General features: G+C 59.0%; 12 protein-coding genes. 11 read left to right on the top strand and 1 reads right to left on the bottom strand.

Annotation, left to right across the window (positions count from 1 at the left end; genetic code table 11):
- The 8 genes from AAC035_RS08675 to rluB all read left to right on the top strand — a co-directional run.
- Nucleotides 1-419 (top strand): 2-oxo acid dehydrogenase subunit E2 (locus AAC035_RS08675; protein ID WP_339802624.1); only part of this gene is annotated, 419 nt, incomplete at its 5' end.
- Nucleotides 420-493: 74 nt separating this feature from the next.
- Complete coding sequence (gene lpdA / locus AAC035_RS08670) at nucleotides 494-1,936, top strand: dihydrolipoyl dehydrogenase (protein WP_339802621.1); 1,443 nt, start codon at nucleotides 494-496, stop codon at nucleotides 1,934-1,936.
- 240 nt (nucleotides 1,937-2,176) lie between these two features.
- A complete protein-coding gene (sucC, locus tag AAC035_RS08665; protein WP_339802618.1) occupies nucleotides 2,177-3,343 on the top strand; it encodes an ADP-forming succinate--CoA ligase subunit beta in 1,167 nt (388 codons plus the stop codon).
- Nucleotides 3,343-4,215, top strand: coding sequence for a succinate--CoA ligase subunit alpha (gene sucD, locus AAC035_RS08660; RefSeq protein WP_339802615.1), 873 nt, complete (start codon nucleotides 3,343-3,345; stop codon nucleotides 4,213-4,215). Before sucC ends, sucD begins: the two co-directional genes overlap by 1 nt.
- 174 nt (nucleotides 4,216-4,389) lie before the next feature.
- Entirely contained in the window at nucleotides 4,390-5,604 is a 1,215-nt protein-coding gene (locus AAC035_RS08655; RefSeq protein ID WP_339802612.1) for a tryptophan--tRNA ligase, read from the top strand.
- 161 nt (nucleotides 5,605-5,765) lie between these two features.
- Nucleotides 5,766-6,509 (top strand): ScpA family protein, encoded by a 744-nt coding sequence (locus AAC035_RS08650; protein ID WP_339802627.1) that lies wholly within the window; start codon nucleotides 5,766-5,768, stop codon nucleotides 6,507-6,509.
- Between the two features lie 58 nt (nucleotides 6,510-6,567).
- Entirely contained in the window at nucleotides 6,568-7,242 is a 675-nt protein-coding gene (gene scpB / locus AAC035_RS08645; protein ID WP_339802609.1) for an SMC-Scp complex subunit ScpB, read from the top strand.
- Between the two features lie 58 nt (nucleotides 7,243-7,300).
- Entirely contained in the window at nucleotides 7,301-8,296 is a 996-nt protein-coding gene (gene rluB, locus AAC035_RS08640; protein WP_339802606.1) for a 23S rRNA pseudouridine(2605) synthase RluB, read from the top strand.
- 5 nt (nucleotides 8,297-8,301) lie between these two features.
- On the opposite strand, the gene AAC035_RS08635 is transcribed toward rluB, so the two are convergent.
- Complete coding sequence (locus tag AAC035_RS08635; RefSeq protein ID WP_339802603.1) at nucleotides 8,302-9,252, bottom strand: GGDEF domain-containing protein; 951 nt, start codon at nucleotides 9,250-9,252, stop codon at nucleotides 8,302-8,304.
- Nucleotides 9,253-9,580: 328 nt separating this feature from the next.
- Here AAC035_RS08635 and smc point away from each other — a divergent pair, with 328 nt between their 5' ends.
- From smc to ligA, 3 genes are all read left to right on the top strand, one after another.
- The gene (gene smc, locus AAC035_RS08630; RefSeq protein ID WP_339802600.1) at nucleotides 9,581-13,081 is read left to right on the top strand and encodes a chromosome segregation protein SMC; all 3,501 of its coding nucleotides are present in this window, start codon (nucleotides 9,581-9,583) and stop codon (nucleotides 13,079-13,081) included.
- A gap of 185 nt (nucleotides 13,082-13,266) precedes the next feature.
- A complete protein-coding gene (gene zipA, locus AAC035_RS08625) occupies nucleotides 13,267-14,391 on the top strand; it encodes a cell division protein ZipA (RefSeq protein WP_339802597.1) in 1,125 nt (374 codons plus the stop codon).
- Nucleotides 14,392-14,423: 32 nt separating this feature from the next.
- Nucleotides 14,424-15,875, top strand: a 1,452-nt coding sequence (ligA, locus tag AAC035_RS08620) for an NAD-dependent DNA ligase LigA (RefSeq protein WP_339802594.1), incomplete at its 3' end; no start/stop codon positions are given.

The following is a 15,875-nucleotide window of genomic DNA, read 5'->3' as shown; positions in this document are numbered from 1 at the left end:
AGGACATTGGCGTTGCTGTGTCCAGCGACCGGGGCCTGGTGGTTCCGGTGTTACGGGATACCGACGCTCTGGGCCTTGCCGATATTGAGAAGAAAATCGGTGAATACGGCGCCAAGGCCCGTGATGGCAAACTGGGTATCGACGAGATGACCGGCGGCACCTTCACCATTTCCAATGGTGGTGTGTTTGGCTCGCTGATGTCCACGCCGATCCTGAATCCGCCCCAGACTGCCATCCTTGGTATGCACAAGATCCAGGAACGTCCCATGGCCGAAAATGGCCAGGTGGTGATTCTGCCAATGATGTATCTGGCGCTGTCTTACGATCACCGTATGATTGATGGCAAGGAGGCGGTCCAGTTCCTTGTTGCCATCAAGGAGATGGTGGAAGACCCGGCCCGCATACTGCTGGACGTCTGAACCTGACACTCACTCTTCGGAACCCCGGCCATCGCAAGGTGCCCGGGGTTCCGGCCAGAATTACGGGATAAAACATGTCTGATAAGTACGATGTCATCGTCATTGGTGCCGGCCCCGGCGGTTACGTGGCCGCTATCAAGGCCGCGCAGCTGGGCCTGAAGACCGCCTGTGTGGAGTCCTGGACTTCCGAAGACGGCAAACAGCAGGTGCTGGGTGGCACCTGTCTGAACATTGGCTGTATTCCATCCAAGGCCCTGCTGGAAATTTCTCACAAGTACGAGGAAGCCCACCATGGCTATGCTGATCAGGGGATCGAGCTCAAGGATCTGAAGATCAACGTCAGCAAAATGATGGAGCGCAAGAGCGGTATTGTTTCACAGCTCACCGGCGGCATTGCCGGACTGTTCAAGACCAACGGTGTCACCTCCATCCATGGCCACGGCAAGTTGCTGGCCAACAAGCAGGTGGAAGTGACTGACAAGGATGGCAAGGCGACGGTTTACAGCGCCGAGAATGTCATTCTTGCCAGTGGCTCCAAGCCTATCGAGATTCCGCCGGCCCCGTTTGACGGCAATTACATCGTTGATTCCGAGGGCGCCCTGGCGTTTGACGAGGTACCCAAGCGACTGGGCGTTATCGGTGCCGGCGTGATTGGTCTCGAACTGGGTTCCGTGTGGGCCCGTCTGGGTGCTGAGGTGACCGTGCTCGAGGCCATGGACACCTTCCTGCCGGCGGTCGATCAGCAGGTCGCAAAGGATGCCCTCAAGCAGTTCAGGAAGCAGGGCCTGGACATCAAGCTGGGCACCCGTATGACCAATGCCGAGGTCAAGCGCAAACTGGTCTACGTGGACTATGAAGACGGCAAGAACAAGGAGCAGGTCAAGTTCGACAAGCTGATTGTTGCCGTGGGCCGGCGCCCGAATACCGAAAATCTGCTGGCAGCAGACGCCGGGGTCAGTCTGGACGAACGGGGCTTTATCTTCGTTGATGATCAGTGCAAGACCGATGTGCCCGGCGTATGGGCCGTGGGCGATGTGGTTCGTGGGCCGATGCTGGCACACAAGGCATCGGAAGAAGGGGTTATGGTTGCCGAGCGTATCGCTGGCCACAAGCCGCAGGTAAACTACGATTGCATTCCCAATGTGATTTACACGGCGCCGGAAGTGGCCTGGGTCGGCAAGACCGAGGAACAGCTTAAATCCGAAGGCGACGCCTACAAGGTGGGCACCTTCCCGTTTGCCGCCAACGGCCGTGCCATGGCCGCGAACTCGGCATCCGGCCTGGTGAAAATCATTGCGGATGAGAAAACTGACCGGATTCTTGGCTTCCACGTGATCGGTCCCCAGGCTTCAGAGATTGTTGCTCAGGGTGTGATCGCAATGGAGTTCGGCTCCAGTGCAGAAGATCTGGCGCTCACCTGTTTCGCTCATCCGACCCTGTCTGAGTCGGTGCACGAAGCAGCTCTGGCGGTAAACGGCGGCGCAATCCACATAGCCAACCGTCGCAAAAAGAAATAACGTAGCAGCACCCGGGCAGGGCGGGGCAAAGGCGCCTCGCCCCGACAGCAGCAAACGCTGTGTCCGGTGCCGCGTTAAGGTGCGCTGAGGCGATCCCCGGCGCACTGCATCGAATTCGCACCATGGAGCTTATCGGAATGTCAGTTGGCAGCCCTGAGAGGACTGCCGGTTCCAATAAGTTCCGGCGGGTTCAAATTTCCGTATGTGGTTATCCTCCATCAAGAAGCGGGACACTTAACTATGAATTTGCATGAATATCAGGGCAAACAGCTTTTCGCTGAATATGGCCTGCCCGTATCCAAAGGCTATGCCTGTGATACTCCGGAAGACGCAGTAGCCGCTGCTGACAAGATTGGCGGTGACGCCTGGGTTGTCAAGGCTCAGGTCCACGCTGGTGGCCGTGGTAAGGCCGGCGGTGTAAAGCTGGTCAAGAGCAAGGATGAGATCCGTGCTTTCGCCGAGAACTGGCTGGGCAAGAATCTGGTTACCTATCAGACCGACGAGAATGGCCAGCCGGTCAGCAAGATTCTGGTTGAGTCCCTGACGGATATCGATCAGGAACTGTATCTGGGTGCGGTAGTTGACCGTGGCACCCGTCGTATCGTGTTCATGGCATCCACCGAAGGCGGTGTCGAGATCGAGAAAGTCGCCGAGGAAACCCCTGAGAAGATTCTCAAGGCTGAAGTTGACCCGTTGGTGGGTGCGCAGCCTTACCAGGCCCGTGAGCTGGCGTTCAAGCTTGGCCTCAAGGACAAGCAGATCGGTCAGTTCACCAAGATCTTCATGGGTCTGGCCAAGCTGTTCGAAGATTACGATCTGGCCCTGCTGGAAATCAACCCGCTGGTCGTCACTCCGGCCGGTGACCTGCACTGCCTCGACGCCAAGCTGGTGGTCGACAGCAATGCCATGTACCGCCAGAAGAAGCTCCAGGAATTCCACGATCCTTCCCAGGAAGACGCCCGCGAAGCGGAAGCGGCCAGCTGGGAACTGAACTACGTGGCCCTGGATGGCAACATTGGCTGTATGGTTAACGGCGCTGGCCTGGCCATGGGCACCATGGACATCATCAAGTTGTCCGGCGGCCGTCCTGCGAACTTCCTGGACGTTGGCGGCGGAGCGACCAAAGAACGCGTTTCCGAAGCGTTCAAGATCATCCTGTCGGACACCAGTGTACAGGCGGTTCTGGTCAACATATTCGGCGGTATCGTCCGTTGTGACATGATCGCCGAAGGCATTATCGGTGCGGTGAAAGAAGTTGGCGTCAAGGTGCCGGTGGTTGTTCGGCTGGAAGGCAACAACGCCGAGCTGGGCACCAAGGTACTCCGCGAGAGTGGCCTGAACATCATCGCCGCCAGCAGTCTGGCGGATGCCGCAGAGCAAGTCGTCAAAGCCGCAGGGGGTAAGTAATGAGCATCCTGATTAACAAAGACACCAAGGTTATCTGTCAGGGCTTTACTGGCGCCCAGGGTACGTTCCACTCCGAACAGGCGATTGCTTACGGCACCAAGATGGTCGGCGGCGTCAGCCCCGGCAAGGGCGGCACCGAGCATCTGGGCCTGCCGGTGTTCAACACCGTGCGCGAAGCCGTTGAGAAAACCGGTGCCGAAGCGACCGTAATCTACGTTCCTGCTCCGTTCTGTAAAGATGCGATCATTGAAGCGGCTGATGCCGGTATCAAGCTGATTGTGTGCATTACCGAAGGCATTCCGACCATCGACATGCTCTCTGCCAAGGAATATGTAGACCGTGCCGGCGTGCGGATGATCGGGCCCAACTGTCCGGGTGTGATCACTCCGGGCGAGTGCAAGATCGGCATCATGCCTGGTCATATCCACATGCCGGGCAAGGTAGGTATCGTGTCCCGTTCCGGTACCCTGACCTACGAAGCGGTCAAGCAGACCACAGACTTCGGTTATGGTCAGTCCACCTGCGTGGGCATTGGTGGTGACCCGATTCCGGGTTCCAACTTCATTGATATCCTGCAATTGCTGCAGGATGACCCACAGACCGAAGCGATCGTCATGATCGGTGAAATCGGTGGTACCGCAGAAGAAGAAGCGGCAGCCTTCATCAAGGCCAATGTGACCAAGCCCGTAGTGTCCTACATCGCTGGTGTTACAGCGCCTCCCGGAAAGCGTATGGGTCATGCCGGCGCTATCATCTCCGGTGGCAAGGGAACCGCGGACGAGAAGTTCGCAGCCCTGAATGATGCCGGTGTCAAAACCGTGCGCAGCCTGGCAGAAATCGGCAAGGCTCTGAAAGAAGTGACCGGCTGGTAAATAGCGGGTTCACTGCTGAAAACCCCTGTTCCGGTTGCGGAACAGGGGTTTTTTGCGTCAGGGACGCCAGAAACTGACCTGACCCCGGGATCCTGTCGCGCATCTGCGGCTGTCATCGTTGCCCGGAAAGACTTATCATGTCGGGTCATTTGTGAATCACAAGGAGTTCATGCTTTGAGTTCTGTCGACTCCCAGCAACGGGTACTTTCCGGTATGCGACCTACCGGCCGGTTGCATCTGGGGCATTACCACGGTGTTCTTAAAAACTGGGTCAAACTCCAGCATGAATTCGAGTGCTTTTTCTTTGTAGCGGACTGGCACGCGTTAACCACCCATTATGAAAACCCCGAGAGCATTCGCGAGAATGTCTGGGAAATGGCTGTCGACTGGCTGGCCGCCGGTATCAACCCCGGCTCCTCGACCCTGTTTATTCAGTCCCGGGTGCCCGAGCACGCGGAACTGAATCTCCTGCTGTCGATGATTACGCCGCTGGGCTGGCTGGAGCGTGCACCCACCTACAAGGATCAGCAGGAGAAACTGCGCGAAAAAGATCTCGCAACTTACGGATTTCTCGGCTATCCGGTCCTGCAGAGTGCCGATATTCTATTGTACCGGGCGGGTAAGGTACCGGTGGGCGCGGACCAGGTTTCCCACGTGGAAATTACCCGGGATATAGCGCGCCGGTTTAACCATCTGTACGGCCGGGAACCCGGATTCGAAGAGCAGGCGGAAGCCGCCATCGTTAAAATGGGCAAGAAGAACGCCCGCATTTACCGTTCCCTGAAACGCCGTTACCAGGAAGAGGGCGATCTTGATGCCCTGGAAACCGCCCGGGCCCTGCTCAAGGAGCAGCAGAATATCTCACTGGGGGACCGCGAGCGCTTGTACGGCTTCATTGAGGGCGGCGGTAAAGTGCTGCTGCCGGAGCCACAGGCCCTGCTGACCCCCGAAGCCCGGGTACCCGGGCTGGATGGCCAGAAGATGTCCAAGTCCTATGGCAATACCATCGGCCTGCGGGAGCATCCGGATTCGGTGGATCAGAAAATCCGCACCATGCAGACCGACCCCCAGCGGGTCCGGCGCAATGATCCCGGTAATCCTGAAAACTGTCCGGTGTGGGGACTGCATCAGGTATATTCCGATGAAGCTACCCGGGAATGGGTTCAGGATGGCTGTCGCAACGCCGGCATTGGTTGCCTGGACTGCAAAAAACCAGTGATTGAGGCGATTATTGAAGAACAGCGCCCCATCCATGAGCGTGCCAAAGAATATGAGTCCAACCCGGATCTGGTACACGCCATCATTGAGGAGGGCTGTGAGCGGGCACGGGACGCAGCGCGGGAGACGCTGGATGACATTCGCAGTGCCATGGGCCTGGACTATCGCTGATTGTCCGGTCTGACCGGCTACAGTGTACGGGGGGATGGATGACTGAAAATTCCGAAGCGGTGACCGGTGAAGGCGATGTCGCAGTGGCGGCAACGGCCGGTACGGAGAGCTCATCTGACCATCCGGCCCAGGGTGCGGTGGCCCGTATTGGCGGCCGTGCCATGGCCGAGATGCCGCTCGATCTCTATATCCCGCCGGATGCCCTTGCCGTCTTTCTGGAGGCCTTCGAAGGTCCGCTGGACCTGTTGCTGTACCTGATCCGTCGCCAGAACATGAACATTCTGGATATCGATGTCAGCGAGATTACCCGCCAGTATATGGAGTACATCGGAGCCGTTGAAGCCATGCGCTTTGAACTGGCCGCCGAGTATCTGGTGATGGCCGCCACGCTGGCCGAAATCAAGTCGCGGATGTTGTTGCCGCGGCAGGAAACTGACGATGAAGAAGAGGATGACCCCAGGGCGGAGCTGATTCGTCGTCTGCAACAGTATGAGCGGTTCAAGCAGGCAGCAGAGGATCTGGACACGCTGCCAAGACTGGAGCGGGATTCATTTACGACCTCAGCGGCATTGCCGGAGCTGCCCAGGGGTGACAATCATCCCCAGGTAGACCTGAGAGAAATGCTGTTGGCGCTGCAAGGTGTGTTGCAGCGGGCGGATCTGTTCACCAGCCATCATGTTGAGCGGGAACGCCTGTCGACCCGTGAGCGCATGTCCGCCATTCTCGCGGCTTTGCCCAGTGACAGCTTTGTCAGCTTTGAATCCCTGTTTACCAGGGAAGAAGGGCGGTTGGGGGTTGTGGTCACCTTTCTGGCGATGCTGGAGCTGATCAAGGAACAACTGATAGAGATTGTGCAGGCGGATGTGTTTGCTCCGATCCATGTCCGTGGCAGAACGGTTAACTGATGCTGACCGGTCTCCTGAGTGACGGAAGCGGGCGCTGCCCTGAACTACGGGTTGAATTATGAAAGAAGAGCAGTTGGTTCACATTCGCAACATTGTCGAGGCAGCCCTGCTGGCGTCGGGGCGGCCGATGTCTGTGGAGCAGCTCCGGGACTTGTTCGATGAAGGTGAGCGGCCGGCCCGTCAGGTTATGGAGCATGTGCTGGTCATGCTCGACAAGTCCTGCGAAGGTCGGGGTTTTGAGCTTCGCAAAGTGGCCAGTGGCTACCGGTTTCAGGTTCGTCAGGCCTACGCCACCTGGGTTGGCCGGTTGTTTGAGGAAAAGCCCCAGCGCTATTCCCGGGCCCTGCTGGAAACCCTGGCACTGATTGCCTACCGGCAGCCGATTACGCGGGGCGAAATCGAAGATATTCGCGGTGTCACGGTAAGCAGCAATATCATCAGAACCCTGCAGGAGCGAGAATGGGTCCGCGTGGTTGGCCACAAAGACGTTCCCGGCCGTCCTGCCATGTACGCCAGTACCCGCCAGTTTCTGGATTACTTCAATCTGGCCAGTCTGGAGGAGCTTCCGACCCTGGCGGACATCCGCGATCTGGATGAAATCGGCCGGGAAATAGAAAAGACCATGCAGGCAGAAATCGAATTTGAAACGCCCACCGGTGATCATCCGGACGGTGCCACCACGTCAGATGAACCGGGTAATGAAAACCATGACCCGGACGAGACGTTACACTGAATACAGTGATCAATCTGAGCTCAGGTTGTTTTGCAGTTACTGAAAAAGGATCAGCATAATGGCGTCACAGCGCCCACGAAATCAGGCTCGCCCGGTGGTTGAACAGCCGGAACGTCTCCAGAAACTGCTCTCCCGCGCCGGCGTGGGTTCCCGTCGGGAAGTTGACGCCTGGCTGCAGGAAGGTCGGGTGACGGTCAACGGTCAGCCGGCAGAGCCGGGTACCCGGGCGCGCGCGGAAGACCGCATTGAAGTGGATGGCAAGCCCGTCGAGAGTCGCTCTGCTGCAGCGACCATCCGCCGTGTGTTGATCTACAACAAGCCTGAGGGCGAGGTGACCACCCGCAGCGATCCGGAGGGCCGTCCCACGGTCTTCGACCGGTTGCCACGACTCAAGGACCAGCGCTGGATTGCGGTGGGTCGCCTTGATATCAACACCACCGGGCTGATGCTGTTCACCACCGACGGTGAACTGGCCAACCGCCTCATGCATCCCTCCAGCGAGATCGACCGGGAGTACGCGGTACGGGTGTTCGGGGAAGTGGATGACGCCATGATCGGGCGTCTGCGTGAGGGTGTGTTACTGGACGATGGTATGGCCAGCTTCTCGGATATCAGTTCCGGTGGCGGCAGCGGCATCAACCAGTGGTATCACGTCACCCTGATGGAAGGGCGCAACCGGGAAGTACGTCGACTGTGGGAATCCCAGGGCGTGAGAGTCAGCCGCCTGAAGCGGGTACGCTACGGGCCGGTGTTCCTGCCCAGTCGCCTGACGGTTGGCAAATGGGAAGAAATGGATCAGAAAGGTGTTGATAGCCTGAGCAAATCGGTCGGGCTGACACCGGTAGCAACGCCGGATCAGACCCCTGATGAAAAAGCCGCTCAGGAACGGCGCCGCCGCAAGCAACCGGCCCAGATTGGCCGCAAGGCACCGGGCAAGGGGCCGGCTCGCTGGCAGGTTGCAGACGGTGCGCCGTCAAAACCGGCTCGTCGGGACAATGCCGGCAAGACCGGAGGTGCAGGGCGCTCACCCCTGAAGGGGCCTCGCTCCAGCTGACCTGGTCAGCTGACGGTTTCGTCAATATCCAGCGCATGAGCAATCCGGGTGCAGTTGCGCCCGGCGGCTTTTGCGCGATACAGGGCGTCATCGGCGCGAGCAACCCATTCCTGGGGCCTTTCGCCGCGACGTCGGGTGGCCACACCTGCGCTCGAGGTGACGCGGACCTGCTGCTGGCCACAACTGACACTGATGTTGCTGATTTCGTCGCGAATGCGATTGGCAACATCACGGGCCGATTCGAAATCGGTGTGGGGTAACAGCACCGCAAACTCCTCGCCTCCAAACCGGAAAATCCCGTCTCCTTCCCGGGTTGCCGCTCGCAGTGCTTCCGCTACCTCCTGAAGAATATGATCCCCGATCACGTGGCCATGGGTATCATTGATGGTCTTGAAATGGTCAAGATCACAGAGAATCAGGGTACAGGTATCGCCGTGACGATCACCGATGCTGCAGTCGCGGCTCAGTGCCATGTCCAGGGCGCGCTTGTTCGGAATGCCGGTCAGGCTGTCGGTCAGCGCTGCCTGTTCCACTGCCGTGTACTGACAGGCATTGCGTAGCGGGCAGATCAGCACGCTGAGCAGAAATTCGATGGCTTCCAGCTCTTCTTCGGCGAAACGACGGCGGCGTGTTAACGTCAGGCTGCCATAGCAGGTACCCTCAAGGGTCAGCTGGTAGTCGCAGCGGTGGTTGCCACCAAGACCTGTTGAATAGACAAACTCCTGGTTGCCGATACGGTGACGATAGGTCAGCTGCCCATGGGGCACAATGCGGGAGAGCTCGTCTGCAAAAATGGCCAGCAGTAACTCGAGGGACAGGGTGGTTGCCATCCGCCGATGCAGCCGGCTCACCGGATCGTCTGCCCCTAGCCATTGTTCACGGGCACGACGCAGGGTCAGCAACTGATTTTCAGTCGCTTCCGGGTGCGTAGCGAAGGTACGGGTATTGGCAGCCATGTATACAACCTCTTCAAGAATTACTTCTCTGTAAGCATTAACGGTGCCATTATCTATAAACGTAATATAAACAAATAGATATGCTGTTTAATTGATCCTTCTATTGATGTTTTGGCCGGAAACCGGCAAAAAACTGGCGCCCTGTTACCGGGAAGACTGTGACCGGCAATGCTGAATTCCGGAGGACGTGCCACAAGTCGTGGGCATGGTCGGTGGCTGTGCTAAACTTCGGCGCTTGTATGGCCTGTTGTCAGACCCCCGGAATACGCTCCGGTGCTGACTCCCAGCCCGGGCCCGGGGCAACCGGAAAAGGAAGATAGTTGATCCTATGCGTCTGAAGTCCATCAAACTTGCGGGTTTCAAGTCTTTTGTCGACCCGACGACGGTTCCGTTTCCGTCCAATATGACGGCGGTGGTAGGCCCCAACGGTTGTGGCAAATCCAATATCATTGATGCGGTCCGCTGGGTGATGGGTGAGAGCTCTGCCAAGTACCTGCGGGGCGAGTCCATGACCGATGTCATCTTCAACGGCTCCAGCGCCCGCAAGCCGGTGGGACAGGCATCCATTGAACTGGTGTTCGACAACAGCGAAGGCAAGGCACCGGGCGAGTTTGCCGCCTTCAATGAAATTTCCGTTCGCCGTCGGGTCTCCCGGGAAGGCCAGTCCGATTACTTTCTGAACGGTGCCAAATGCCGCCGCCGCGACATTACCGATTTGTTTCTGGGCACTGGCCTGGGACCGCGCAGCTACGCCATTATCGAACAAGGCATGATCTCCCGGCTGATAGAAGCCAAACCGGAAGAGCTGCGGGTCTACGTGGAAGAGGCGGCCGGGATCTCGAAATACAAAGAGCGTCGCCGGGAGACCGAGAACCGCATCCGTCGCACCCGTGAGAACCTGGAACGGCTGACCGATCTGCGGGATGAGCTTGGCCGTCAGCTCCAGCACCTGCAGCGTCAGGCCCAGTCAGCCGAACGTTACAAGGAACTCAAGGCCAGTGAGCGCAGCTACAAGGCCGAACTGACGGTGCTGCGGTGGCAGGCTCTGGATCAGGATCTGGCCCTGCGCCGGGAGCAGCTGCAGGGCACAGAACTGGAGCTGGAAAAATTCCTGACCGACCGGGTCAGCCTGGAAACCGATCTGGAGCGGTTGCGGGATGCCCACCAGCAACGTACCGACCAGTTCAGTCGTAACCAGGCCCGCTACTACGAAGCGGGTGCGGATATCGCCAGGGTGGAGCAGAGCCTGGAACATCAGCGCGAACGTAGTCGCCAGGTGGCCACCGAACTGGACCAGGCCCTTGCCAGTCGCACTGAGCTTGCCCGTGAGCTGGCACAGGACGAGGCCAGGCTCGCTGCCCTTGATGAGGAACTGGGCAGCCTGGAGCCGGAGCAGGAAACCCTGGCCGCCCAGGCCGAGGAGTCGGCCATTCAGCTGCAGGCGGCGGAAGAGGCCATGACCGAATGGCAGCATCAGTGGGAGACGTTCAGTGCCCGGTCTGCCGATGCCAGACGGGAAGCAGAGCTGGCCCAGACCCGGATTCGCAGCCTTGAACAGTCCATCGACACGCTTATGGCGCGGCACCGCCGGCTCGATGACGAACAATCGCTGCTTGATCAGCAGGTGGACAGAACGGAACTGGACGAACTTACCGAACAGGAAGCGGAACTGAGACTCCGGCAGGAGGAGGCCAGCGCCGCCATTGAGGACGCCAGCGACCGGCTTCAGGATCTGCGACTGGAATTGCGGGAACAGGAACAGCAAGTATCAGTACTGGGCCAGCAGAGCCAGTCCCTGAGAGCCAACCTGGAATCCCAGCAGTCATTACTGGATGAGCAACTGGGGGCCGACAACAACGCCCTGCAACAATGGCTGGCCCAGGCTGGTCTGGCCTCTGCGCCGTCTGTATCCCGTGACCTGCAGACCGAAGCCGGCTGGGAATTCGCGGTGGAAGAAGTGCTGGGCAGCCTGCTTCAGGGCGTCCGGATAGAATCACTCCCGGACCTGCTGGAGGCACTGGCAGACGCGCCTCGGGGCGTGGTGTTGGCAGAACCGGCGGCCGGCACTGGCAGCCATGGCGCTGATGGCACCTTGCTGGCCAGGGTCGGCAATGCCGGAGGCCTGGCCGGGCTGCTTGCCGGCGTACGCACCGCTGGGTCCCTCGCAGAGGCCCTGGCCATGCGCGATCAGCTGGCAGCGGGCGAATCGGTGGTTACCCGGGACGGCGTCCGCCTGGGGGCGGGCTGGCTGAAAATGCCGGACGCTGATCAGAGTCACACCGGTGTCATTGAACGTCAGCAGCGGGTAGCCGAGCTCTCCGAGGCGCTGGAGCAGGCAGAATCACAGCTCGATTCTGCACGACAGGCGCTGTTGCGGGTGCAGGAGCAGACCTCGGACGCGGAGTCCCGGCGCGAGGACTCCCAGCACATCGTGGCCGACCTGCAACGTGAAATGTCAGCTTTGACCTCCCGGATCAGCGGCCTGCGGGCTAAATCCGAGCAGATCAACGAGCGTCTTGAGCGTATCCGTGAGGACCGGGCAGAACTCGGGGAGCAACTGGCGATCCAGCGGGAAGAGCTGGAAGAGGCCCGGATGATCTGGGACCAGGCCCTGGCCGCCAACGAAGATACTGATCTTGAGAAAGAACGACTGCTGGCGCAGCGGGATACCGTGCGGGAAAGGCTTGATCAGCTTCGGCACAGGGCCCGCAGCGATCGTGATCACGCCCATCAGCTGCAATTACAGTTGCAGTCCCTGACCAGCCAGCAGCAAGGATTGCGCCAGACCCTTGAACGGACCCGGACACAGGATGAGCGGCTGGAAGAAAGGCTCGAACTACTGCGGGAAAACCGCGAGAGTGCAGAGTTCCCTATTGAAGATCTGGAAATGCAACTGGAAGGCTTGCTGGAGCGGCGCCTCGCCGAAGAGGAAAAGCTGGCGGCGGCCCGCGATGCCCTGGAAGACATCGACCGTGAGGTGAGGGAGAAAGAGCAGGGCAGAAGCCAGGCCGAACACCGGTCCCAGGAAATCCGTAGCCGGCTGGAAACCCTTCGAATGGAATCCCAGGCCCTGGAGATCCGCTCAGCCAACCACATCGAACAGCTTTCAGAACTGGACGTGAAGCTGGCCGACGTTCTGGCGCAACTGCCCGCCGAGGCCACAGAGGCGGCGTGGGCGGAGGAACTGGAAAAGATCGGCAGTCGTATCCAGCGCCTCGGCGCCATTAATCTGGCCGCCATTGACGAATACCAGGTTCAGAGCGAACGCAAGAATTACCTGGATGCCCAGCATGAAGATCTGATTGAGGCACTGGAAACCCTTGATGGCGCCATACGTCGTATTGATCGCGAAACCCGTCAGCGTTTCAGGGAAACCTTCGATAAAGTGAACGCCGGGTTACAGGCGCTGTTCCCCAAGGTATTTGGTGGCGGTACAGCCTATCTGGAACTGACCGGAGAAGATCTGCTGGAAACCGGAGTGACCATCATGGCCCGGCCACCCGGCAAGAAGAACAGCACCATCCATCTGTTGTCCGGTGGTGAAAAGGCTCTGACTGCTATCGCGCTGGTTTTTTCCATCTTTCAGCTGAACCCGGCGCCTTTCTGTATGCTGGATGAGGTGGACGCACCGCTGGACGATGCCAACGTTGGCCGTTACGCCAATATGGTCCGTGAAATGTCGTCCCAGCTACAGTTTATTTACATTACCCACAACAAGATCGCGATGGAAATGGCGGATCAGCTGATGGGGGTTACCATGCATGAGCCCGGGTGCTCCCGCCTGGTATCGGTTGATGTGGAGGAGGCCGCAGCGTTGGCGCAGGCCTGATGCCTGTGCTGCGGCGTCTGCACTGGAAAAATGAAAAAACCGCCACCTGACCGGGTATTGCGTTGTATTGCGGGCGCTGTTTTCTTAGAGTAACTTTTTTCAGCATAAACCCGTTTCAGTGAATTTGGACTAACTCCCTACTCTGGCAAGCTGCCAGAACGGAAAATATACAGGACCACGTTGTTATGTCGCTTCGGGAATGGTTGATTGCCATTGGTGCCCTTATTCTCATCGTTGTCGTCGTGGATGGCATCCGGCGTATGCGGCGTGCCCGCAAGGATTCCATCGCCATCTCCTCCGGTATGGGAGCCGATGAGATAGAGTCGTCACCTCTGGATGACGAATTCAATCCGGAGTTACCCAACGGCGGTGCCCGCTCCATTTCCCGGGATACGCTAGAGGAGCGGGGTTATTTCAAGGTTTCTCCGGACAGCCGCCAACCCAAAGGTGCGCCGGCCCGCAAACCGACCAGGCCGGTGGTTGAGCAAAGACCTTCGGATTCGGCTGATACCGATAACGCTCTGGAAACGAATCCAGCAACCCAGACAGGGGCCGACGCTGAACCCGATGATTATTTCGGCTCAGCGGACGATCCGTTTCAGGAGTCCGGTGTTGAATCCTTCACCGTAAGTGACGAGCCTGCTTCAGACGGCAAGGCGTCCACCACCAACGTCGAGGAAGACGTTCCCGGCGATACCCGCCCGGCCGCTGGCGGGGCAAGGCAACCGGAGGCGAAAGCACCCGCGAAGTCCTGGCGCAAACCGCGGCCGGAACCGGAACCGCCGACCGTTACTTCGGAAGTGGAGGACGACACTGCCAGGCGTGCCCAGGCCGCAGCCCGCAAACCCGATCAGCCGCTGGCCGGTGCCAACCGCCCGATTGCGGAAGAGGTGGTGGTGATCAACGTACTTGCGAAAGAGCAGGGGGACTATTCCGGCAAGGCCCTGAAGAGCCTGTTTGAAGCCTGTGGTCTGGAATACGGTGATCTGGATATCTACCATCGCCATGAAACCACGGAGACCATCAGCCCGGTGCAGTTCAGTGTGGCCAACGCGGTGGAACCCGGAACCTTCAAGCCGGCCGCCATGGTCACCATGAGTACGCCGGGCATCAGCTTTTTCATGAGCCTGCCCGGGCCCTCCAATGCCATGCAGGCCTTTGACTTCATGCTGGAAACCGCCCAGTGCGTAGTCAAAAACCTGGGTGGGGAGCTGAAAGACGAGCGCCGCAGTGTCATGACTGCTCAAACCATCGAACACTGTCGTCAACGTATCCGTGAATACGAACGTAAGCGTCATTCCCGTCGCTGACCCTGTCTGACCTGGCTCCGGAAGTAACAGAAATGACCGAACTATCCTCGGTTGCCCAGAGACTGGACGCTCTGCGCGATGCCCTCAACGATCATAACTACCGCTACTACGTGCTGGATGAGCCAGCCATACCGGATGCGGAGTACGATCGTCTGATGCGCGAATTACAGGCACTGGAGTCAGCCCATCCGGATCTGATTACCCCGGATTCGCCCAGCCAGCGGGTGGGAGCCAGTGGCGATAATACCTTTGCTGAAGTTGTGCATCGTCTTCCCATGTTGTCCCTGGACAACGCATTCTCGGAAGACGAGCTGAAGGAGTTTGACCGGCGGGTAAGGGACCGGCTGGGCCACTCCGGCCCGGTAGACTACGTTTGCGAGCCCAAGCTCGATGGTCTGGCGGTGTCCCTGCATTATGAAAAAGGTCTGCTGACCCAGGCCGCGACCCGGGGCGACGGCTATAGCGGTGAAGATATCACCGCCAACATCCGTACCATTGAATCAGTACCGCTGCGGCTTCGGGGCCAACAGGTACCGGATCTGGTGGAGGTCCGTGGCGAGGTCTACATGCCTCGCGCCGGTTTCGAAGCCCTGAACAAAAGACTGACGGATCAGGGCGAGAAGACCTTCGTCAATCCCCGAAACGCCGCCGCTGGCAGCTTGCGCCAGAAAAACCCCAGAATTACCGCCAGCCGCCCGCTGGAACTTTGCGCCTACAGTGTGGCCGTTGAGGACGAAGGGGTGTTGCCCGGACGACACTCGGAATGTCTGGCGCTGGTCAGTCAGTGGGGATTTCGCATCAATGCCGAGATGCGTCTTGCGACGGGTCCGGACCAGTGTCTGGAGGCTTATCAGGCATTGCTGGAGAAAAGGGACCAGCTTCCCTACGAAATCGACGGCATTGTGTTCAAGGTGGACTCGCTGGCAGACCAGCATACCCTGGGGTTTGTGTCGCGGGCACCACGCTGGGCTATCGCCCACAAGTTTCCCGCCCAGGAAGAGTTAACGGTTATCGAGGGCGTGGAGTGGCAGGGAGGCCGCACCGGTGCGGTGACTCCGGTGGCTCGTCTGAAGCCGGTATTTGTGGGTGGGGTTACGGTCAGCAATGCCACCCTGCATAACATGGACGAAATCCGCCGGCTGGATGTGCGTATCGGTGATACGGTTTTTGTCCGTCGGGCCGGCGATGTAATTCCGCAGGTGGTCAAGGTTGTGCCGGAACACCGACCTGAAGGCGCGGCTGCTGTCGAGCGTCCGGAGCATTGTCCGGTGTGTGGCTCTGATGTTATCCAGATCGAGGGTGAGGCCGTTGCCCGTTGCAGTGGTGGTCTCTATTGCCCGGCCCAGCGCAAGGAGGCAATCCGTCATTACGGCTCCCGCAAGGCACTGGATATTGAAGGTCTGGGGGAACAGTGGATCAATAATCTGGTTGATCTGGAACTGGTTACCACCGTGGCCGATCTGTACCGTCTCACCAAAGACGAC

The sequence above is a fragment of the uncultured Marinobacter sp. genome, assembly GCF_963974375.1.
In the GTDB taxonomy this organism is placed as follows: domain Bacteria; phylum Pseudomonadota; class Gammaproteobacteria; order Pseudomonadales; family Oleiphilaceae; genus Marinobacter.
This window is presented reverse-complemented; position numbering and strand designations above follow the sequence as displayed.